Source organism: Bacillus cereus group sp. MYBK15-3, from assembly GCF_051916765.1.
In the GTDB taxonomy this organism is placed as follows: Bacteria; Bacillota; Bacilli; order Bacillales; family Bacillaceae_G; genus Bacillus_A; species Bacillus_A cereus.
The window spans coordinates 30,603-50,807 of the sequence record NZ_JBQAHG010000011.1; the positions used below are offsets into that span (position 1 = coordinate 30,603).

The following is a 20,205-nucleotide window of genomic DNA, read 5'->3' on the forward strand; positions in this document are numbered from 1 at the left end:
ATTTTTTGAGGCTGGTAGATCTAGCCTCAAAAAAATTCCAAAAGGAAGCGACATAAAAACACATGTCGCCTTGATTGAAAAAGCAAGCTGAAGCTTGCAAAATACAGAAATCCCAAAATAGAGGAGGAATTTAAAATGAACTTAAATATGTATATAGATTTGAATATAAATCAAAATTATCAAGAAGAGTTCTGTTGTAATGTATGCGGGAAAGTAATGCATGAAGGTTATGTTGTATACAATGGTCATTATTATGAGTATTACGATTTGAAAAGATGCTTACATAGTGTTTATACTCCTAAAGAATATGAACAAATGGAGGAAGAAGATAGAGCATATAAGACACAATATATTTAATAAAAGAATTGTCAAATATAAGTTTAGGTAAATATGCCTATTTTCAGTAAATTTTGTTAATTAATGACTGATTTGTGTTATAATTAAATTATGAAAGTGAAGGGAGGTGATAAAAGAAAGACTAAGGAAAGGAGGTGTAATCTTGGGGGAGTTGGAGAATCTGTTAAAATTGTTGTTAATGGTTGCAACTATTCTTTCTACAGTAGCAATAGCATTTACCAATATAATTACTGGTATAAAAAACCTACAGGAAATGAGAAAGAATAGTGCCAACAAGAAAAAAGACAAAAATAAAGAGCAACGAAACCGACCAAAGAAACGTTGCTCCAAATAACCATTTAATTGCAAAGCAGGTGGAAAGTCCTATGACTTTCTTCCTGTTCTCCAACTTAATTATAACATATGACAATTAAAAGAGGAAAATTCCATTCATCTAACTTCCAAATGTTGTTTATATTTTGCATTATATTTGCTGTTGTTGTTGATTTTCAGTCTTTGGGTGCAATAGATCATATATTTATTGCTTGTTTTGGTGTCTGGGTTTTCAGTGTACTTACTGTCATAGTACTAAAGGATTTGAGCAATAGAAAGTGAAAATTTTAAGTGTACGGTACACGTTTTGCCGTACACTTTTACATCTATAGAAAGGATAAAATAACATGAAAGAAATAGGGAAATGTGATTTTTGTAATAGTGATAGCCGATATTTAAAGGAATTACTTGATAATTTTGGTGAGCCTATAATGGCAGAATGTTTTTATGGTTGTGATGATCCCCGAAGTATTCCAAATGAAAAGAAAGAAGCAATTGAAATTTTATCTATAAATAAGACAGATTGCACTTTGTGGTATGATTCTAAATGGAAAATAGAAGCATTAATAGATGGCAATTATAAAGCATTTCAGATTATCCGTTATTTTAATCAAAATGAAGATGAATTAATAAATGTTCTTGCAAACTGTACTAATCAAAATGACATTTTAAGATTGAATAAATATGTTTTTAATAATTAAAATTGTAAATATATGCTTTCTGAGTAAATGTAAAGTATGTTATAATGTAAAAGTGGTGAGCAATCACTATTCTTCAACTTATTAATAAATCGGTTAGAGCCCTCTGTTCGGAAAAACAGGGGGCTCTTTTTATACAAAAAATACCGTATACACTTTACTATTTATGATATTTTTAGTATAATTTAATTAGATAGTAATCCATTAAACCGATTTATTAACTAAGTGGAGGGAATAACATATGAAAAAAACACTATGGAAAGTAATAGATGAATCAAAAAAAGGAAAAGCGTTTGTTACAAGTAAAACTCAATTTAAAAATCTTGAGAATGTATTAGCAATGATGGATAAAGAAAACATAGTTAAGGTACATGAGGAATGGCAGTTAATTTTAAGCAAATGGCAAAAAGATGGTGATCTCAAAAAATTTTTAGTAGAGAATGGCGGATTTATAAATGTTGCTTGTGATGACACGCTTTATATAGACTTCGGTAATTGGCTAGTTGTACAAGGAGAAGAATTATTTAATGCATTTCAAGAAAGAGGTCATATAGCTGTTATTGAATATAAGAAAAAACACAAGATTCAAAGAAAAGATTTCTTATTCGAATGTATGTCTTACGTTTTTCGCCCCTATTTTTCATAAGGAGACATAAGAAATGTATCAATACAAAATCAAAAAAACAAATAGTATTTGGGCTCATGAACAGTCTGTAAGCCAGCAAAAAACGCTGGCTAACAGGCTGGTAACACCGTTCCCCACCTACTCCACGCGCGAACCCGCTCTTGTAAGCAAGGAAGGAAAGGCAAGGGAGAAACAATAGCTGGGTTCCAGCCTGTCGCTTAACGGTGTGGACGGAGCGTTTTTCTAAGATCAGCTTCGAAGAAGAAAAGATTTGAAAGTCATTCAAGATGAATAAAAATTAAATCCGTTCCGCAACCCATCCACTTCCTAGCCTGGCAGCCTTTACGTTCCAGTGTTGCTCCACTCAGAATAAATCCCTAGTTTACGAGTTTTGTCGAAACTTGTCTATCAAAACATACCAAAAATATCATAAAACACTTCAAATTATATGATATTTTTGGTATAATTAATTTAAAGGAAGGGGGAAGAAAAAGCCAATATAAAGAGCAAATTCTAAAGGCTCATATAACCGATTTACTAATAAGTTGAGGAGTGAAGAAAATGAAAAGATATGAAGATATTTTACAATCAGATGAAAGGTTTAGGTATCAACTATTAAGTCGTTTGCAAATGGATTGTAATTATTATTTAGGATATGGAAATAGAGGTAAAAATGCACTTTGGGCAAAGGATGAGAAAGAGCAAATTGAAATAATGAAAGAGTTGTGGAAAAGTTTTGCGGAAGGTAATAAACCAGAATGGCTAACATGGGACGATATTATGAATTATGAATCTAAGATGATTGAATAAAAAGTGTATTTTATCTCCTGTATGCCCATATAACCGATTTAATAATAAGTTGAGGAGTGAAAGTATGAACGCTAAAAAATCATTTTATCGCACAATGCTTGAAGAGAAGAAGCTTATGCATAAAACATTTATGGTGAAATGTGAAGGTGTGACACACATTTTCAATGTTGAAAGAATGGTTGCACTGATTGAAGAGGCTCCTGAAGAAGAGCAAGTTAAAGTCAGAGAAGTATTTTCATACTTAGATTTTCATAATGGCGATTTAATGCACTATCTAAACTTTTTAGCGGAATGCTACGTGATGATGAATTACCAAACAGCATAAAAATAAGGCATGGTAATAATGAAAATGGTCAACCAATTATTAGATATGAAAGTGCTCAAGCGCACATTAAGTTATCACAGTAATTGAATGGGGGACAACGCAAATGAGAAAACAAGAACTATCAAAAAGAAAATTATTAAATCGATTAAATAAAGAGCTTAGTAAAATGTATTCAGTCAAAGAACAAGAAAAAATAGAGTGGGCGCAAGATAAAGAAAATAAAGAAACTTACTCTTGGAATTACTTTGTTAAAGGTTTGGAATATTCACTTGTAATTAATAAGTATACTGGTATGATAACTCGTGTAGGGAGGAGTTAAAATAATATAAATTTAATTAAGCTTATATACCGGATTTATCTAATAAAAGATAAATTCGGTATAATTTATAAAAGAGGTTGTAAAATGATTAAACACTAAAGCCCAGTGAAATTAAGCGGGACTTTAAGCATTTAATTGTTCAAAATTAAAAACACTTAAACATGTAGGAGGATACTATGCAAATACCTATAATTGTTCTTGTTGATTATGATATTCACAATGGAGGTACTGGAAAAGAAGTATTTCTGTTTTTAGATATGAAAAAGGCAAAAGAATACGGTAAGAAATTAGCTAAAGAATATTTAAAGAATAACAATCTTACAAGAAAAAATTTTCAAGGGGATTTTGATACATTTGAAGTGAAAGAAGACGATTCAGGATATTCATTTATTACATGGTTAGATTCAGAGTATGACAAGTACAATGTGGTTGTTTATAAAGGGAAATTCGAGGATATTTGCTAATAGAGGATATTTTGTTATAAGGGGATTTTCCCCTTATAACAAAATAAATAATATAGATCAGGTAGAAATGCTACGCATGGATGCGACATAAAAACACATGTCGCTTTGAAATAAACGCTGGTATCGAACCAGCGAGGGAATTACTTTTTGCTGAAGCAAAAAGTAATTCCTTGAAGGCCCATTCACCGAAGAAACCCCATACTCCCAAAAAAGTGAAAAATTCTGAGTTTTCATTACCATTTTAGACAGATTCGTGTTACAATTAAATTGTAATAAAAATTCTTTTCTAAGGTGAACATATGAGTAAAAGACAGTATAACTTTTCAATTGATGAGCCGATATTCAAGTTATTTAAAGAGAAATGTCCAGCTCGTCTCCAAAACAAAATGATTCAAAAAGCTATTCCTAATTTACTAGAACAAAAGGAAATAGATTTTTGGGGTATTAGAAGGGAAGTGAGAGAGCCTGTATCATGTCCTTTTCGCCTTGATATAGAGAATAGTAATACTCTAGATAGGCTAGTTGAAAAGTACGCTGTAAAAGGCAATAAATTAAACCGTTCTGTTATTATGGAATACGTATTATATCAAATTGCTACAGGTGAAATTGAACAGCGTGAAAGCAAAATAAAAACTTATTACATTGAAGAACATGTTCATGAAAAAATACAAAAATATCTAGTAGGTGAGCATCTAAATCACGCTATCGAAACATTTGTGTTGGATTATTTTGATGAGATAAAAAGTGAAACTACATCATTAAAATCACCGCAAAAGACACAACAACTTAGTACATATTTTGATGTTAGAGTTTCAAATAAATTAAAAAAAATAGCTAGCGATCATGTACCGAAAATGTCAGAAACAATGGTTTTTCGAGACATGACTAGACAGCTTGTAACACATTTACAGGAAAAAAAGATTGCAGAAATCAAAGAAGAAATTCAACATCAAATATTAATTCTTCAAGATTTAGGCGAAGATCCTAAAGCATTCCTAAAAAAATTAATTGATGAGGAGGGTTTGTAATGTACCAATATCCAATTCAGGAGGAACGTATCATTATTCCTAAAGATAATGAAGAACGTATTTATGTGGTTTAAGTAGGGAAATTCAACTCTAAAGCGTGATGAAGCGTAACTAATTGTAGTGGGTAAACAGCCAAGAATAATTGAGAAATTGTTTGTTACAGGTGAATAAATTGTAATATGTGCTTGAACTTATTATCAATCGGTTATATATAGGCTTGCGATATGAAATCGCAAGTTTTTTTTGATTTGAAAATCAAATTATTTTTTCATCTTCGAAAACTGGATCACAATCATCACAATGGATTCCTTCCCAAACTAGAACGCCACATTGAGTACACTCTGTTGGAAGTTCTAAAGGTGTAATAAGTCTATTTCGAATCTCTTCTCTCTTTATGTAATCGTAGTATACAAGAGCTTTATCTACACTCAAATATTCAAACATTGTATATTTAATTTCAACACCAAAATCCTTATATATTTTATCAAACACATTTAGTATTTCAGCTTCATCTTTTTTCAGCTTTAGACTTAGTTTTATTTTCTTTTTTTCCTTACCATGTTTTAAGTTACTCACTTCATTCTCAGCAGCAATTTGACTTGTATATAGTTTTTTATATGAGACAAGAAACTTCTTTCCTGTTGTTCCCTGACACCATGCACCCGTTCCTTTTTTATTCTCATTTATGAGTTTAACTGATATAACAGTATTATTTCTAATAGCAAAATACATTTGTATCCCTCCTTAAATATATGTATTGCCAATGTTTTATTTTTCTAATCTTTTCATTAAGAAGAAAAAGCATTAGAGATTCAATATAAAAGCTGCAACTTCATTTTAAAAATACATTTGGGCTCATTAACAGTCTGTAGGCCAGCAAAAAACACTGGCTAACAGACTGATAACACCGGCCCTCACCTACTCCACGCGCGAACCCGCTCTTGTAAGCAAGGAAGGGAAAACAAGGGAGAAACAATAGCTGGGTTCCAGCCTGTCGCTTAACGGCGAGTCCGTAGCGTTTTTCTAAGATCAGCTTCGAAGAAGAAAAGATTTGAAAGTCATTCAAGAAGAATAAAAGCAAGCCCGCTTCACAACCCTTCCACTTCTTGGCCTGGCAGCCCAATGAGGCTATCATGGGGAAACGCTCGGCAATTCGCTAAACCCATGCGAATTGTTCCACTACGCTTACGCTTCGTTTCGGGCAACGCTGGGTAGTATTTTTTTGAGAACCGCACTCAAAAAAATCTCCACCCGCTAAGAACGCCCCCTTCGCGCACTCTCCCCATGATTTGTTGCCAGTGCGCCAGGACCCCTCCGTTCCAGTGTTGCTACGCTCAGTTGAAATCCTTAGATTGTAGATTTTGTCGAAAAGTGTCTATCAAAAAATACTAAAAATATCATAAACGATGTACAAATTAAGATATTTTTGGTATAATATAATTAACGAGATGAGTTATTTATTAGAATCTAAGAAAGGGAGTTCAAATAAAACAATAATTGTATTATGTGAACAAATGATATGTTTTCCTGAAATTTAATAATTTAGGAGGAAAGGTTATGACTGAATATCATTTTGATGATGAAATATATACAGATTATAAAGAATATCAAAAAGCCCGTGCAAAAGATTGGTACAAAAAATACAACCCATATATGATTAAAGAATTTTTCTATAATGGTAGAAAATTTATTTACAATGGAATTGAGCATGAAGTCTTAGATAATAATGCGGAGGGAGTACCTGGATCAAAAGGTTGGTTATATTTAAGGGCTCTAGGAAAGAAGCATCATTATAATTGTTGGATCTATCCTCGTAAAGTACTTAAGAATGAAATATCATTAAGAGAGGAGTTGGACCAGATGCTAAAAGATATTGAACTGAATGAAATAGAAATATATGAGCAAATAGAATTATTTTAACTATTAAGGATTATTTTTTACAAAGGGAGGTTCTTTGAAATGAAAGAGTTATTCATTGTGGATGTTAAAAAACTAAAAGATTATAAAATAATTGGTTTTGAACAAGAAGAAGTAAGGGGAAAGGAAGCGTGTTCACATTGTGGAACAGCTATTAAAAATATATTTATTGTATCAAATGGGGAAAATATTGTGAAATTGGGTTCTGAATGTGTAAAAAAGATTGCGGAGCAAACAAATGTAATAATATTAAAAGGAATTGAAAATGTTCCTAAAAAGTATCAAAGGTCAGTAAGGAGAAAGCTAACATTTGAAGAAATTGATGATTTGTTACCATTCTGATATTTAAAAACGGTAATTTAATACAAATTGAATTTTGTAGAAAAGGAGAATTGAAATGAATTCATTTTTATTTGTACCAATTAATTTTATGGCATTTGTAATACTATTTATATTGCTGTGTGTCTTAGTAAATGTGGCCTTTCTTTATTTTGAAAAGGAATTACCTGATCCATTGAAATTGGCATTACCAGGAATGCTTACGTGTCTAATTATGCTTTTAATTCTTCATTTTACCAAATAAGGTGTAGCACCAACATTTTGACAATTTTGTACGCTAAGAATAAATCCTTTGATATAAGGTAGCTTTATTACAAATACACAGTTAGTAATATATAAATATGAGGTGATTATATGGAGACGCTTAACAAAAGATGTAGGATTGCTGTATTGATTTTATTATTATTTGTGATAATAGGTTTATGTTTTTTTGCCGCTTTTTTATTCAAAATAGAAAAGCATAAGAATATAAGAATCGAAACGGAGATAGAACAAACGAGGAAAAATGTAAATATTGCAGAGGAATTAATAGAAAAAGAAATAAATAAGGATAGAAAATATTTCAAGTTAAGTAATGGAGATGAACAATTATTGAGTTCGGACACAAATATATCTTGGGTAGATAAGAACTTAGTATGTCATGTATTATTAGAAGGTGAATCATATGAAGTATATTTTAAAACAAATAAAATAATAAACAAAGAGGATTACATCAAAATATATGAGCCAGTTGTAATTGATAAGTTTATAAAAATTAAATAATACAAATCTATAATTTATATTATCTAATTTTATAGAAAAGGAGATATAAAGAATTATGTATGAAAAGGAAATTTTTTTAATATCAAGTCTTTGTGTAGTCTTAATTGCAATAATAGGAGTAACAGTACTTTTGAAAAAACTTTTTAATCCAGGAGAAATACAAATGACCGGAAAAGATGTAGATAGAGTTGTTGACTATTTGCATGATAATGAATTGAAATCATGTAAATTAAGTTTGAGTGAGAATGAAATAGAAATATCTAGCGATGAAACAAGTGTAGTTAGAAAATTTAACAGAAATGAGTGAGTAGATTAATATTTCAATAAGGGAGATCAGAGTGATGAAAAAATTAATAAAAAAATATAAACTTGAAAAAGATTTATATTTACTTGAAAGAAAAAAAGATGACTTAGTAAAAGGAATTCAAAAAGGCGAGTATAAATTCAATGATGATGCACTAATTATAGATTTTTCAAGTTTGCTTACATCAAAGCTAAAGAAATGCTATGAAATAAATGGTGAATTAACTCCTTTTGAAGTCAAAATATTAAATAAAGCTGTAAAGGATGGAATTGATGATATAAGTTTCTTTTTATTATCACAATTAAAAGATGAAAATAAAGAAGAAACAATAAAAGAACTCCTTTCTAACGGTTTTCAATATCTTGACAGTGTAGGCTATGTTAATATCAATCAAAGAATCCCTTTTATTCAAGTTCATAATAAATAAAGGGAATTTTGCCTAAGTTGAAATCAATAAAAGATAACTTTGTTATCTTTTATGGTATAATTGAATTAGATAACAAAGTTATCAATTATAAAAAGGGGATGTTACTTGTGGAAGAATTTCTTATCAACTATCATACTGGTATTACAGAGCAAGTTGAAGTCCATGACTTGAATAAGGCCAAGGAAATTGCTAAAGAGGGTATTGCTTACACTCAAGAAAACATAACAATTGAAACACTGGATGGTGAAGTTGTTACAACATCTTATTGGTATGGTGTGCAACCTCAAGAAGATGATGAAGTCCTTGAAATCGTTGGTTCTGGTTTTTACCAAGTTTGGAGTGATGAACTGGGGGAGTAGTTCCACCACTCGTTGGTTTAAAAGAATTTGCAGAGATACTTGGCTGGGAAAAAGCCCGTTTAAGCACAAAATACTCTCGACAACGAGATGGTAAGAAAGTGAGACCATTACTACCAGAACCAATTCAAATCCTTGCTTCGACACCTATTTGGACATTAAAACAAGCTAAAAAATATAAAGATATAGTTGATGGAAAGCCTTCTTATAAAACGTAGGCTTTTTTTTATTACTGTTAAATACATTAAAAAGGTTCAGTTTCTTAAAGGAGAATCTTAGAAACTGAACTGTCCACACTATGCATTCTGCAGCATAGTCCTGTATTAAGGAAAAAAGTCGATCGCAAATCCATCGTAGCATACTTTGAAGGTAATTTAAATTATCAAAAGATAGCCCTTTAGATCCAAAAGTCTGTATAATCTACATTTTTTCCAGTAAGTTTACGAAGTGCTTTAAGAATTTTACTAGCATTTTTAGCCGTAGGAGACACGCTACTTATATTACATACACGGCTAAGAGTTGCTTCCTTTACACCACTTGCTTTAGCAACTTCATTTTGCTTCAGATCATGAGCATCTAAAAATTTTCCTAATTTTGAACGAGGTTTCTTAAACAAGGACAAATGAGACACCTACTTTTTCTTTTTAATAGTAACTTGTCCATTAATTTCATTTTTTAAACTTTAGAAAATGGAATTAAATAAAAATAAGATTCATATACTAATAACAAAAAGATAGAAAATGTAATTATTTTTCGGAATATAGCATACATATTAATAGCTACAAGCTGCGAATAAACTGAAGTATAAATTGCAACTTGTTGCAACGGGTATTCTTATAAAATAAAATGGCCTAATCCCTTGATATATAAGGAGTTAGGCTTTTATATAATATGAGTATTTTTAATTCGTAAAAAATAGAATTAAAAATTTCACGTACCAGATTAGAAAATAAAAAAGAAAAAACACGAAATAAGGGATTCTAGGAGTACTTAAATTTTACTTGTTTTAAAAAATTATTTGAATGTGCTATAATCTTTATGCGTATATTGTAGTTGTATTTTAACATCTATAATAAAAAAAGACAGCGTGGATTTCCACGCTGTCTTTTTGTTTATTTTGGTGAATTTATATTACTTTTTATTTGGATTTACTTCTTTCATTTGAATTTGGAAAATATCACTGTCTTTTATGCCCAAGACCAGCATCTCATCTTTTAATGAACGCCAGGACTCAATTTTGATGGATTTAGTTGTTCTATCCCGTAAGGTGTATTCGTGAATATAATATGTTTTATCATTTTTCTTCATCGTAAGCCTCTTTTATTTTATATCGATTAATTCTTCAAATTTAAATTGTATATGTGTATTGAAAGCATCGAAACAATGAATTAATTTTCTCTCTGGATCTATAGAAGTTACTGTTATGTACTGGTGATGTAAATATCCATTCCTGTAATAAGAGAGGAATATTTCTTCATTACACGTTAGGGATTGTTGTAAGGATCGCTGGATTCGTTCTTTTGTATCTTCAGTAAGTATAGGCTTATTAACTTTGTCTTGGTCGCTTATCATCTTATTAATCTCATCGTATTGTTCTACTACAGATTTAAAGGGGCTCCATTTTACCATTCCCCGCCCTTTAATCTTTGGTGCTCCCCAATTTTCCATGTGATGTCCTCCCAAAAATGATGTATCTACATTATACAAGAACATACGTTCCTTGTAAAATTATCGTTAAAATGTGTAATTATATAAAAACTACATATTAACCGACACCAATAACAGAATTCCTTTTATTTAATAAGGTATTCAGTTTCCGTTAATTCACCTACGCCTTTTACATAAGGCTCAATCCAAATTAATTTACGCTTTGACAGTCCTTCTCCATAGGGCTGATTTCTCCAATGCCCTCTAACAATCCATTGACCATTAAATTCTCTTCTTTTTCTTGGTTGATCTTTAAGATGATTAAACTCTCTATATATTTGCTTATGTTTATTATCGATAGTTACTTTTTTTCCAATACGAATATAAGAAGCTGTAAGTGATTTTTTATTTATTTTCGCTCTCTTTTTTACTTTCTTGTTTTTATGATGTTCAGTATGCTCTCCTACATGTTCTAGGATTGCTTTATCAGATTGTAAATATAACAGTGTATTTATAATTAAGATTGAAAATTGTTCGGCTATAACTCTACTATTTCTATTTAAATAGTAATCGGCAGCATCTACGGTAACAGAATTTTTAGGGAAGTAATCATCTAAAACTGTAGTAAGTGAATCAAATATATTTTCGTTATCCAATATCGGTAATCTAATCCATATAGATATTTCACCATGATTAGGATTTCCCGTTGCTGTCTTTTGGACTTTTAGAAACATTGCAATCCACCATTGTTTTTTATTATCTTCTCTTACTTCTGAAACATAAGCTCCTTGAGCAATTGTTCGGTAAAGACATTCATCGTTATCATCAAGAAATTCAATACCGACTAAATCTTCAGGAACAGTAAAATATACAACTGGAAATGGTAATTTAAGAAAGGAAGAGTTAACTTTATGAATATCTGTTTGAACTAATTTATTTGCCAGATCTTCTTCAATATGAAAATGCCTTTTTCCTGATAACCAATATAAATATGCTATTTTAAATTCATTTATTAGCATTTCAAACGGCCGTTTACTATTACGTAAAAAGTTTACTCTTGTAATAACTTCAGTACTTTGCATGTTGACCCAATCATCAACATGCTCAGGATCAATCGAATGAAAATCAATGTTGTCAATTCTTTTATCCTTAACATAATTATGAAAACGTTGAAAAGAATTTTTTCCAAACAATACATCAAATCTTTTTTTTAAATCTTCAAAATGTATATTCATAAAAAATAGCCCTCCCTTTACTTTTAGACAGAATTATTTTTTTCTTTTTCCATTTTCCTTTTAGCACGTTGCAAGGTGCTTACACTAATTCCTGTTATTTGCTCTACTTTCCTGTAAGATTCACTCTTTAATAATTTAAGAGCGTAATCAAGTTTCTCTTTACTATATTTCTTTGGACGTCCTTCTTTAAAATTAGGATTCAACTTCGCGATTGCTTTTCCTTCTTGTGTTCGTTCTACAATCATATCTCTTTCAAATTCAGCAAATGCACTCATGATGTTAAACATCAATCTACCTGTTGGTGTATCTTCCACTATTCCCATGTTAAGTATGTGAACTTTAACCCCTTTATCAAATAACATTTTTATTGTTTGGATTGCATGCTCAGTTGAACGTGCAAAACGATCTAATTTTGTTACAACAAGTGAATCTCCACTTTTTAGTACAGAAAGTAATTCCTGGAATTTAGGCCGATCAAACTTAGTACCTGTAAATTTTTCAGAGTAAATTTTCTTGCAGCCTTCTTTTTCTAACATTTGAATTTGAGATTCCAAATCTTGGTTTAATGTACTCACCCTAGCATATCCATATTTAACCAAAAAATCACCTTTTCTACGTTTACTTTTGACCATAAGTTTTGATGTAGGTCAATGTACTGATTTTATCACATCGCAACAGCATGTTCAAAACTTTTAAGTTATGAACATGCTGTTGTTGGAACCATACATCTTCTTAATAAAATGTAAATAAAAAATTCAGAAAAAACATTTATATTTTACGATATTTTTAATATCATTTAATTAAAAGTAAAAATTGTAACGACAAATTTTAGGAGGGATTAGAAATACTCATAATCATCGGTAGTAAGGTCGTTTTTCCAGTACCAATAGAACCTACTAATAATGATTTAGGAGTAAAACATATGAAATTCAATAAAAATTTACATGACTATGTGGAAATTTTTCGATTTGATAATAAAGGTTTTTTTTGCAAACCTTATAACTCTGATGCATATGATCATATTTTTGAATTTATAGATGTCGAGGTAACAGATCTCACATTATTTAATCAATCTATACTGAAAGAAAAGGTCCATACACCACAGATTAATGATACCAATTGGTCAGGTTGTTTTTGTTTTCTAAGTGAATTTGCGAAAAATATTACCAAGGATGATGGTCCATTATCAATGAGAAAAGGCCACAAACTGAATATGGCTCTATTACCTAGAAACACAATTATTTGGGTTAGAAATTGCAGTTACTTGGGTGAGGCAGATACTTTTTATAACGAATTCACCTATCAAATTGAACATGAAGGAAATTTATTTTGGACCTCCAATAGTCAAAGTTATAATTGTTATTGTTGGGTGAGAATGAGCGTTGAATTAGCATTAGAACGAATTGAATTATGGAAGACAAATCATGAAGGATATGAACCACCTGAATGGTTAACAGAATTCTATCTAATGGAAGAACAATTAGAGATACTCTATCCTCTATCCTTATGGGATAGGATAACTTTGTCTGTACAAAAATTCAAAACGTTTATTATAAAATAAACGAATGTTTTTTAACTCATAAGTTGGCCGAAACGTTTGGGTCATTTTATGCTTCTTGTTGCTTCCTATCGCCAACTTATGCTTCTCGTTTTAAAAAGTCAGAAAAAATAAACAAAACTATTTATATTTTATGATATTTTTGTTATAATTTAATTAAAGGTAAATATTGTAACAATGATACTTTAGGAGGGTTAATATTGAAGGATGTATATTCATTTGTGGCAAATAAAGATAATACAATTGTAGGTTGTGACAGTCATTTATTAAGCAGCAAAGAAGAAGCATATGAAATAGCAAATAACCTCTTAGGCATCTTTATAGATGCTAATTACATTGAAATTTTCAAGTACAGTAATAATAAATTTGTATTTTTCGGCACAGTACGGGAAAAAGAATGAGTTTTGATATATCACAAAACGGAAGACTTACAAGTACATTAAGTGTGGAGGGATTTAAATGAACGAAAAAAATCAGAGAGAAATGAAACGATTAGATGAAACATTTAAATCTATAATGATTAGTAGTTTGGCGTGTTTTCTCACTATAATGATGGGAAATTGCTTACATGAAATGGGGATAGTTCCTTTGTGGTCTACCCTACTTGTAGATTATATACTTCCTTGGATCTTTGCATTAACAAATATTATATTACTCATTAGGATTGTAAAAATTACAATGAATATTGAAATTCTAAAATAAAGCCGTTATTTCAATGGAGAAAGGGATGAAAAAGGTGAAATTTGGAGTTTATTTAGGTGGAGAGTTGATGGAAGAATACGCTGATATTATAAAGGCTTATGAAGAGGCTATATATGTTACAAAAGAATCCGGAGTTCCGCATGAAGTGAAGATAATTAGTGAAGAAAATTAAACCAGGTGTTAACTTAATGAATTGTGAATTAAATACAAAAAGGAGATTGTCTTATGGGATTTATTGTACAGTTCTTTAAAGAGTTTTATAGTAATCCAGTGGGATTCTACTTAATCGTAGCATTGCTATCTATGTTAGCATTTACTGTTTTTTATTTTATTTTCATGTGTATGATTTCAACTGAGCGAGCTTATGATTTTTTAGGAAGGTTATTGAGAGACCTTTTTCCAGTAGTTTTTCTATTTGTTATTTTTCTTGTATTAGGCTCTTTTCTGTACTATGCAGATCTTTAATAAAATTTGAATTTTGTTAAGAAAGGGAGATGAAGATATGAATAATAGTACACATAAAGAAATTGGATTTTCTAAAGTGAAAGCTGAAGTCCAACAAGAAAAACAATTATTAGTGGAAATATACAAAATGGCTTTTGAACACTTTTTAAATAATGTATTTACAACAAAGTTTTTAAAATCACGAATAAAAGAGAAATTGGGATATGGTGAAAATGTTTTAATTTTTAAATTCGCTAAAGATAAATACGGAAAGACTATAACGGATTTTGAATTCGCTAATATGATAGCAGACGTATTTTTTTACAAGTGGTTAAAGGAGGCAATAGGTTTTGCATTAGTCAAAAGTAAGTTTAAAAATTATAAAAGGTTAATTAAAGATAATTTTATTTGTGATACTTCTAAACTTACTTTACAAGAGATTAAAGATTTAGTTATAGATAAAAGTGAAACATGGCAGTTGCTCTTAAAAACAATTGAGGACGAAAATATTAAATATGATTTTTTTCAAGGTGATGATTGCTTGATATTCAAAATGAATTTTTAAATAAAATCTTTATTTTGTAGAGTTCCATCAAATTTGAATTTTGTTAAAAAGGAGTAGAATATGAGCATATTTGAAGGGATTATGGGTGTAGTTTTTGTTTTACTTGGTCTTTTTGCCATAGAACATTGTTCTAACAATAAATAAAATCGTAAATTTATAGAGTTTAATCAAATTTGAATTTTATTAAAGAGGAGATGGAGAAAATGAGAGAACGTGAAAATTGGGATGTGTTATGTGAGGTTTGCGATAAAAAGATTGAACGTGGAGTAGCAACAGAATCTGGCGATAATTACTGTGACTCGTGCTACAACAAATTAGGTGGAAAAACAATAAATTTAAAGCTAGAAAATAAAACATCAACATTGAATCCTCTTGAAATTAACTTAAATAGTGAATTGAATAAGCGTGTTGTCGAACCTTATATTGTAGAAACAGGTATTAAGCGAGAAGATATTCAACTAAGCAAGCTAGCAAGATGGGTGGAGAATAAAGTGGAAAAAATTAACGATAGAAAGAAATAGAGTGCTTTTATAGATTTGAATTTTGTGTAAAACGAGGGGAGAATAATTTATGGGAGTATCTTGGACTTATTTTAAACGATTTGAAATCATAAGCCATGAAGAAAATGATTTTAATGAGATGATACAATATTTTGATGAAGGTAAATTGAGTTATACTTACGCAACGAGTGGAACATTAAGGGCAGTATTCGCAAATTACGGAATACATATTCCAATATATTGTCAATTTCAACCTCCAAACTCAAAAGAATTAGAATTAGTTTCTCCTAATATAATAGTTCATGCCTGTGAAGATTCCATAAAAATTTTAAAAGAAGGAATTAATCCAGAATTTAAGGATTTTGATGGAAAGAAAAGTTTGTTATGGGAATTGGATGATCTTGATGGACGAAATGGGGGCTGTAGAACCATAGTAGAATTAAATGAAAAGATAATTGATAGTTTAGAACGTATAAAGTTAATTTCTAGTCAGGGATATTACCTTGTTGAAGATGAACAATAAGTAAAAAATTTCACTTATAAGTATGTATATAAGTGCACTTATAAGTATAATGAAATGAGGTGGAGGGATGAGCCGATTAATCACTTCTATAAAATCAACAATTCAATTGTTTAGAGCACCTAAAAGAATAGGCGAAACAATTGAATATCAAGAATGTTTATATCTGATTATTGGTATTGAGCATTTTAAAATATATGGGCAAGAATTGTCTATTTGGTACACAGTACAAAACCTTGAAAAACACGATTTTATTTCAACACAATCAAAATATGTAGAACGAGAATTAGATGAAATGTATGTGCAATATAAGTATGATGATGAACGTTTTCGTAATCTCCAAATAGGCAGAACTATCCCATATAATAATGAACAATATAAGATTGTTGAATATACCGACATTGTTTTAAAAGGAACAGATATAGAAATATCATTCTTCGTAAGTAAGGTATTACCGATTGATCGCAAAGCAGCAAAAATAAGATATTTGAATGAAAAGAAAAATAAGTTAAAAATTGATGTTCTATAAGAAATTATAATCAAAATGCTTTAAAATTATTGTAGTAATATTTTATTAAAGTATAAAAAAGGGTGGGAATTTATGAAATCTACAGGAATGACACGAAAAGTTGATGAATTAGGTCGAGTGGTACTTCCAATTGAATTGAGACGTACTTTAGGAATTGTAGAGAAAGATCCTATTGAGATATTTGTTGATGGTGACAAAATCATTTTACAGAAATATCAATCCCAACAAGCATGCATGATTACAGGTGATATTTCAAATAAAAATATTTCATTAATAGACGGAAAAATTATTCTTAGTCCAGAAGGCGCAAAAAGAATAATTCAAGAATTACAACAATACCTAGTTAAATAGATAATGAATACTAAATTAAGGAGATAAATTAATGGAAATTCGTAAAGAGTTTACTATAGAAGTTAGTGACAGTTGGGGAGATACTATTGTTATTAGCAACAGTGGAGTTTTACCTGGTACTAATGAAAAAGGAATATTGATTGATTGTGTTAGTATGAACAAATCATCTGGAAGGGTATCATTCACAAAAGAAGATATTGATGAATTTATAGAAGCTCTACAGAAAGCTAAGGAAGCAATCTCATGATTTATTACAATATAATCGGTAAGCCATGAAATATTCCACAACTGAGTTAGAAGATAACAAAAATACAATAAAAGCTTTAATTTCTTATGATTATACTCGAAATTAAAGCTTTTTATTGTATCTACATATATATTAAACTTTAAAGATTCGGAACAAATTGAACTAAACGAGTAAAAAAAATGAACAAAATGCTTTGAATTTATAAGATAATTTTGTTATAATTTAATTAAGGGTTGGGAATTTTATGAAATTTAAATCTAAATTTTAGGAGAGTGTTCTTATGTCTGGAATGAATCGTGTTATCTTGGTTGGCCGTTTAACTAAAGACCCTGATTTACGTTATACTCCAAACGGTGTACCGGTAGCTACTTTTACTTTAGCTGTTAATAGGGCATTTGCTAATCAACAAGGGGAAAGAGACGCAGATTTTATAAATTGTGTTATTTGGCGCAAACAAGCTGAAAATGTTGCTAATTATTTGAGAAAAGGCAGCCTAGCAGGTGTAGATGGCAGGTTACAAACCCGTAATTATGAGGGGCAAGATGGGAAAAGGGTGTATGTTACAGAAGTTTTAGCGGAAAGCGTACAGTTCTTAGAGCCACGTAATAATGGAAGAGAACAACGAAATTCATTTAATCAACAGCCAGTAGGGGCTGGTTTTGGAAACCAGGGGTCTAGTCAGTTTGGTCAGTCTAGTAATCAAGGAAACTCTGGATTAACAAAAAATGATGATCCATTTTCAAATGTAGGTCAACCGATAGATATTTCAGATGATGACTTGCCATTTTAAAATTCAACTTAGTGTAACTTTATAAAAAAGTTTGATTAAAACTTATGAGAAAGGAGTTTGATGAAATGAGCAGATTGAATCAATTGTTTGATTGGGAATGTCCAGTTTGTAAAAATAAAAATAAAAATGATTTTTACTCAAATGAGACAGAGCAACCCTTGTGTTCAAATTGTAATGAGAGATGTGATGTATATTTAGACATAAAAATTAGTGTTAGAAAAGTTGTTCCACAAGGAAAATAATGGAGGTAACTATATTTGAAAATGATTGAAAGACCGATTTATAACATCAAACAAATTGATTGGGGCGCTGTTGCTTGGATCGGCGTATTTTTTATAATTCCAATGACACTTTGGATATTCCCAGCACAAGCTAAAATGGGATTAACAGAAGCTATTACTTATTTATTTTCACCTAATTTTTACACAGAAGCAACTGTATCAACAAATATAGTTGCTTCTGTGCAGAATAAAACATATTTGATACTTAATATTGGTAAAGTAATAATTTGGATTTGGACACTTATTATTGTATTACGATTTTTATTTAAAAAACCTAACGGAAATGGGGAATGAATAATGAATACAGTAACCCAAAAAGTGATTGTACCACCCGAAGCGGATTTTGAAGGATCAAATATTAAACCACCAAACTATTTAATTGAAGGTAGAAAAGGAGATAATTATTCATTATATAGGGAAATTGGGCAAGATGAAGAGTGGGATTTTGAAGGTGAGTTTGTAATAGCTTATCAAGATAAGTGCTATCTAAAGATAGCCAACTTACCTGATGAGGAACATGCGATGGCAGCTATCAGCTCGTATTGGAGAGCAAGTAAAGAGCTTAAAAAGTTGGATGTTATTGATCAAAATAATAAAAATTCCATTGAAGAACATGTCAATTATATAGAAGAAAATAAAGGGGAAAATAAGAAGATAGCATATGGATATATTTTTAATTGGCATGGTTTTACTTATAATGATTTGAAATCAGATTATTCTTTTGATGCAACAATTAAATTTAATACTCATAAATTTGAAGAGGATGCTATTGATGGTGTAACAAATTATTTGTCTGTAAAAATTGATATACACAATGAGAAGTTAATTACAGAAATAGACTCTAACTCTTTATTTGATAGTGTTGAAATAATTGAATTCTTTATTGATGATATAAACAGTAATTTCTACAAAATATTAAGTATCGAAGAAGGAATGACACTTCTTAAAGAGTTTTGTAGACAAGCAAAAGCGAATGAGCTTCCTTATCTTGAATTAACAGCTTCTCCAGTTGCGTTTAAATACGTAGATTAAATTCATTTTGAACTGGAAAAATGTTCGAAACTTAGAATGGTGAATTATTTGAAGATGAAGAAGGAAGCGTCAAGTAACAGATAGGGGAGGCAACCCTTTATCTGTTACTTTATAAAGTCTTATTAAATTTAATTTTTTTAGAAAGGTAGTGAAGTTAAATTGAAAACTCGAAAGTGTAAAAAATGTAATGGAACAGGAATGACATTTGAAAAAACATGTTCCATTAGAGGATTTAAAATATATGAGGTTAGAGAAAAAACACCTTGTTCTAAGTGTTTTGGCAAAGGCATGAAATAGAGCAAAAGTATTATATATAAAGTTATCATTTTGTCTACAATAGGAGGTTATAAAATGGATGCGCTAACAGAATTAATAACAAGAAATGATTGGAATTTGCTATGTTGGGAAGATAGATATGGTAGAGGAATATGGGCTATAGTTGCACCTCATCCGAACCACACATATAAAATAAGAGAGATCACAGATGAGGAAGGTATGCTAAGTACAGAATTAGGATTTTATTTCCATAATGAAGGTTCTTGGCTTCCTGTTGCTAATGGAAATAATGTAAGGGATGTTCTTATAAAGCTCGATGACAAAATTAAATTGATGATTGATAACACTATATGGAGAAGAAGTGTAAATGACACTTTTCAACACTTTCTTGAAGAAAACTATAGTAATTTTGGTTTGGAAATTGCTCTTAAAAATAAAGTGAACATTTTATTAAAACCAGAACAATTATAGAGGATTATCTTTAT

At 30.2% G+C, this 20,205-nt stretch carries 38 protein-coding genes; 32 read left to right on the forward strand and 6 right to left on the reverse strand.

The genetic code is table 11. The annotated features are described in order from the left end of the window. Window positions 1-135: 135 nt before the first annotated feature. The 10 genes from ACTFR8_RS28445 to ACTFR8_RS28490 all read left to right on the forward strand — a co-directional run bounded on the left by ACTFR8_RS28445 (window position 136) and on the right by ACTFR8_RS28490 (window position 4,938). Window positions 136-357 (forward strand): hypothetical protein, encoded by a 222-nt coding sequence (locus ACTFR8_RS28445; protein ID WP_440028843.1) that lies wholly within the window; start codon window positions 136-138, stop codon window positions 355-357. 142 nt (window positions 358-499) lie between these two features. Further along, window positions 500-691 carry a hypothetical protein gene (locus ACTFR8_RS28450; protein WP_000504239.1) on the forward strand — a complete coding sequence of 64 codons (192 nt, stop codon included), beginning with the start codon at window positions 500-502 and terminating at the stop codon, window positions 689-691. A 325-nt stretch (window positions 692-1,016) separates the two neighbouring features. Further along, window positions 1,017-1,370 (forward strand): hypothetical protein, encoded by a 354-nt coding sequence (locus ACTFR8_RS28455; RefSeq protein WP_098563658.1) that lies wholly within the window; start codon window positions 1,017-1,019, stop codon window positions 1,368-1,370. A 238-nt stretch (window positions 1,371-1,608) separates the two neighbouring features. Further along, window positions 1,609-2,013: a DUF4240 domain-containing protein gene (locus tag ACTFR8_RS28460; protein WP_440028846.1), complete on the forward strand. Its 405-nt coding sequence runs from the start codon at window positions 1,609-1,611 to the stop codon at window positions 2,011-2,013. A gap of 13 nt (window positions 2,014-2,026) precedes the next feature. Then, a complete protein-coding gene (locus ACTFR8_RS28465; RefSeq protein ID WP_440028849.1) occupies window positions 2,027-2,191 on the forward strand; it encodes a hypothetical protein in 165 nt (54 codons plus the stop codon). 362 nt (window positions 2,192-2,553) lie between these two features. After that, window positions 2,554-2,802, forward strand: a complete 249-nt coding sequence (locus tag ACTFR8_RS28470) for an LPD11 domain-containing protein (protein ID WP_440028851.1) — start codon at window positions 2,554-2,556, stop codon at window positions 2,800-2,802. Between the two features lie 64 nt (window positions 2,803-2,866). Then, window positions 2,867-3,127 (forward strand): hypothetical protein, encoded by a 261-nt coding sequence (locus tag ACTFR8_RS28475; RefSeq protein ID WP_440028853.1) that lies wholly within the window; start codon window positions 2,867-2,869, stop codon window positions 3,125-3,127. Window positions 3,128-3,230: 103 nt separating this feature from the next. After that, window positions 3,231-3,446, forward strand: a complete 216-nt coding sequence (locus tag ACTFR8_RS28480; protein ID WP_098563654.1) for a hypothetical protein — start codon at window positions 3,231-3,233, stop codon at window positions 3,444-3,446. Between the two features lie 176 nt (window positions 3,447-3,622). Continuing rightward, window positions 3,623-3,910 carry a hypothetical protein gene (locus tag ACTFR8_RS28485; RefSeq protein ID WP_016084188.1) on the forward strand — a complete coding sequence of 96 codons (288 nt, stop codon included), beginning with the start codon at window positions 3,623-3,625 and terminating at the stop codon, window positions 3,908-3,910. 299 nt (window positions 3,911-4,209) lie between these two features. Continuing rightward, on the forward strand, window positions 4,210-4,938 hold the full coding sequence (locus ACTFR8_RS28490; protein WP_440028856.1) for a hypothetical protein: 729 nt from the start codon (window positions 4,210-4,212) through the stop codon (window positions 4,936-4,938). A gap of 255 nt (window positions 4,939-5,193) precedes the next feature. On the opposite strand, the gene ACTFR8_RS28495 is transcribed toward ACTFR8_RS28490, so the two are convergent. Further along, on the reverse strand, window positions 5,194-5,670 hold the full coding sequence (locus ACTFR8_RS28495) for a hypothetical protein (RefSeq protein WP_440028858.1): 477 nt from the start codon (window positions 5,668-5,670) through the stop codon (window positions 5,194-5,196). Window positions 5,671-6,495: 825 nt separating this feature from the next. On the opposite strand from ACTFR8_RS28495, the gene ACTFR8_RS28500 reads away from it, so the two are divergent. From ACTFR8_RS28500 to ACTFR8_RS28525, 6 genes are all read left to right on the forward strand, one after another. Beyond that, window positions 6,496-6,858, forward strand: a complete 363-nt coding sequence (locus ACTFR8_RS28500; protein ID WP_440028861.1) for a hypothetical protein — start codon at window positions 6,496-6,498, stop codon at window positions 6,856-6,858. 39 nt (window positions 6,859-6,897) lie between these two features. Next, complete coding sequence (locus tag ACTFR8_RS28505) at window positions 6,898-7,197, forward strand: hypothetical protein (protein ID WP_440028862.1); 300 nt, start codon at window positions 6,898-6,900, stop codon at window positions 7,195-7,197. A gap of 351 nt (window positions 7,198-7,548) precedes the next feature. Further along, a complete protein-coding gene (locus ACTFR8_RS28510) occupies window positions 7,549-7,956 on the forward strand; it encodes a hypothetical protein (RefSeq protein WP_440028864.1) in 408 nt (135 codons plus the stop codon). 55 nt (window positions 7,957-8,011) lie between these two features. Next, window positions 8,012-8,263, forward strand: coding sequence for a hypothetical protein (locus ACTFR8_RS28515; RefSeq protein WP_440028866.1), 252 nt, complete (start codon window positions 8,012-8,014; stop codon window positions 8,261-8,263). Between the two features lie 34 nt (window positions 8,264-8,297). Then, window positions 8,298-8,687, forward strand: a complete 390-nt coding sequence (locus ACTFR8_RS28520) for a hypothetical protein (RefSeq protein WP_440028869.1) — start codon at window positions 8,298-8,300, stop codon at window positions 8,685-8,687. Between the two features lie 8 nt (window positions 8,688-8,695). Next, the gene (locus ACTFR8_RS28525; RefSeq protein ID WP_440028871.1) at window positions 8,696-9,046 is read left to right on the forward strand and encodes a hypothetical protein; all 351 of its coding nucleotides are present in this window, start codon (window positions 8,696-8,698) and stop codon (window positions 9,044-9,046) included. A 394-nt stretch (window positions 9,047-9,440) separates the two neighbouring features. Here the strand turns inward: ACTFR8_RS28525 and ACTFR8_RS28530 are convergent, their stop codons facing one another. The 5 genes from ACTFR8_RS28530 to ACTFR8_RS28550 form a co-directional block, all read right to left on the reverse strand. Then, window positions 9,441-9,665: a helix-turn-helix domain-containing protein gene (locus ACTFR8_RS28530; protein ID WP_440028874.1), complete on the reverse strand. Its 225-nt coding sequence runs from the start codon at window positions 9,663-9,665 to the stop codon at window positions 9,441-9,443. 509 nt (window positions 9,666-10,174) lie between these two features. Then, a complete protein-coding gene (locus ACTFR8_RS28535) occupies window positions 10,175-10,351 on the reverse strand; it encodes a hypothetical protein (protein WP_277499194.1) in 177 nt (58 codons plus the stop codon). A gap of 12 nt (window positions 10,352-10,363) precedes the next feature. After that, the gene (locus tag ACTFR8_RS28540) at window positions 10,364-10,711 is read right to left on the reverse strand and encodes a YolD-like family protein (protein ID WP_440028876.1); all 348 of its coding nucleotides are present in this window, start codon (window positions 10,709-10,711) and stop codon (window positions 10,364-10,366) included. A 125-nt stretch (window positions 10,712-10,836) separates the two neighbouring features. After that, window positions 10,837-11,925 (reverse strand): hypothetical protein, encoded by a 1,089-nt coding sequence (locus ACTFR8_RS28545; RefSeq protein WP_440028878.1) that lies wholly within the window; start codon window positions 11,923-11,925, stop codon window positions 10,837-10,839. 23 nt (window positions 11,926-11,948) lie between these two features. Continuing rightward, on the reverse strand, window positions 11,949-12,557 hold the full coding sequence (locus ACTFR8_RS28550; protein WP_440028881.1) for a recombinase family protein: 609 nt from the start codon (window positions 12,555-12,557) through the stop codon (window positions 11,949-11,951). Between the two features lie 290 nt (window positions 12,558-12,847). Here ACTFR8_RS28550 and ACTFR8_RS28555 point away from each other — a divergent pair, with 290 nt between their 5' ends. The 16 genes from ACTFR8_RS28555 (at window position 12,848) to ACTFR8_RS28630 (ending at window position 20,191) form a co-directional block, all read left to right on the forward strand. Then, window positions 12,848-13,486: a hypothetical protein gene (locus ACTFR8_RS28555; RefSeq protein WP_440028884.1), complete on the forward strand. Its 639-nt coding sequence runs from the start codon at window positions 12,848-12,850 to the stop codon at window positions 13,484-13,486. Between the two features lie 197 nt (window positions 13,487-13,683). Further along, the gene (locus ACTFR8_RS28560; RefSeq protein WP_440028887.1) at window positions 13,684-13,884 is read left to right on the forward strand and encodes a hypothetical protein; all 201 of its coding nucleotides are present in this window, start codon (window positions 13,684-13,686) and stop codon (window positions 13,882-13,884) included. 58 nt (window positions 13,885-13,942) lie between these two features. Beyond that, the gene (locus tag ACTFR8_RS28565; protein WP_277499181.1) at window positions 13,943-14,185 is read left to right on the forward strand and encodes a hypothetical protein; all 243 of its coding nucleotides are present in this window, start codon (window positions 13,943-13,945) and stop codon (window positions 14,183-14,185) included. Window positions 14,186-14,198: 13 nt separating this feature from the next. Then, a complete protein-coding gene (locus ACTFR8_RS28570) occupies window positions 14,199-14,357 on the forward strand; it encodes a hypothetical protein (RefSeq protein WP_440028893.1) in 159 nt (52 codons plus the stop codon). Window positions 14,358-14,410: 53 nt separating this feature from the next. Beyond that, on the forward strand, window positions 14,411-14,650 hold the full coding sequence (locus tag ACTFR8_RS28575) for a hypothetical protein (RefSeq protein WP_440028895.1): 240 nt from the start codon (window positions 14,411-14,413) through the stop codon (window positions 14,648-14,650). Window positions 14,651-14,687: 37 nt separating this feature from the next. Beyond that, complete coding sequence (locus ACTFR8_RS28580; RefSeq protein WP_440028898.1) at window positions 14,688-15,194, forward strand: hypothetical protein; 507 nt, start codon at window positions 14,688-14,690, stop codon at window positions 15,192-15,194. A 203-nt stretch (window positions 15,195-15,397) separates the two neighbouring features. After that, on the forward strand, window positions 15,398-15,715 hold the full coding sequence (locus ACTFR8_RS28585) for a hypothetical protein (RefSeq protein ID WP_257203011.1): 318 nt from the start codon (window positions 15,398-15,400) through the stop codon (window positions 15,713-15,715). Window positions 15,716-15,764: 49 nt separating this feature from the next. Next, complete coding sequence (locus tag ACTFR8_RS28590; protein WP_440028899.1) at window positions 15,765-16,217, forward strand: vacuolar protein-sorting protein 36; 453 nt, start codon at window positions 15,765-15,767, stop codon at window positions 16,215-16,217. Between the two features lie 67 nt (window positions 16,218-16,284). After that, window positions 16,285-16,743, forward strand: a complete 459-nt coding sequence (locus tag ACTFR8_RS28595) for a hypothetical protein (protein ID WP_440028902.1) — start codon at window positions 16,285-16,287, stop codon at window positions 16,741-16,743. Window positions 16,744-16,815: 72 nt separating this feature from the next. Continuing rightward, a complete protein-coding gene (locus tag ACTFR8_RS28600) occupies window positions 16,816-17,094 on the forward strand; it encodes an AbrB/MazE/SpoVT family DNA-binding domain-containing protein (RefSeq protein WP_016084214.1) in 279 nt (92 codons plus the stop codon). A 31-nt stretch (window positions 17,095-17,125) separates the two neighbouring features. After that, window positions 17,126-17,341, forward strand: a complete 216-nt coding sequence (locus ACTFR8_RS28605; protein ID WP_277499167.1) for a hypothetical protein — start codon at window positions 17,126-17,128, stop codon at window positions 17,339-17,341. Window positions 17,342-17,630: 289 nt separating this feature from the next. After that, window positions 17,631-18,131: a single-stranded DNA-binding protein gene (ssb, locus tag ACTFR8_RS28610; protein WP_440028957.1), complete on the forward strand. Its 501-nt coding sequence runs from the start codon at window positions 17,631-17,633 to the stop codon at window positions 18,129-18,131. Window positions 18,132-18,196: 65 nt separating this feature from the next. After that, window positions 18,197-18,373 carry a hypothetical protein gene (locus ACTFR8_RS28615; protein WP_180232625.1) on the forward strand — a complete coding sequence of 59 codons (177 nt, stop codon included), beginning with the start codon at window positions 18,197-18,199 and terminating at the stop codon, window positions 18,371-18,373. Between the two features lie 21 nt (window positions 18,374-18,394). Continuing rightward, window positions 18,395-18,706 carry a hypothetical protein gene (locus ACTFR8_RS28620; protein WP_180232629.1) on the forward strand — a complete coding sequence of 104 codons (312 nt, stop codon included), beginning with the start codon at window positions 18,395-18,397 and terminating at the stop codon, window positions 18,704-18,706. Window positions 18,707-18,709: 3 nt separating this feature from the next. Continuing rightward, window positions 18,710-19,444, forward strand: a complete 735-nt coding sequence (locus ACTFR8_RS28625; RefSeq protein ID WP_440028905.1) for a hypothetical protein — start codon at window positions 18,710-18,712, stop codon at window positions 19,442-19,444. A 351-nt stretch (window positions 19,445-19,795) separates the two neighbouring features. Next, a complete protein-coding gene (locus ACTFR8_RS28630) occupies window positions 19,796-20,191 on the forward strand; it encodes a hypothetical protein (RefSeq protein WP_440028908.1) in 396 nt (131 codons plus the stop codon). The last annotated feature ends 14 nt before the right edge of the window (window positions 20,192-20,205 follow it).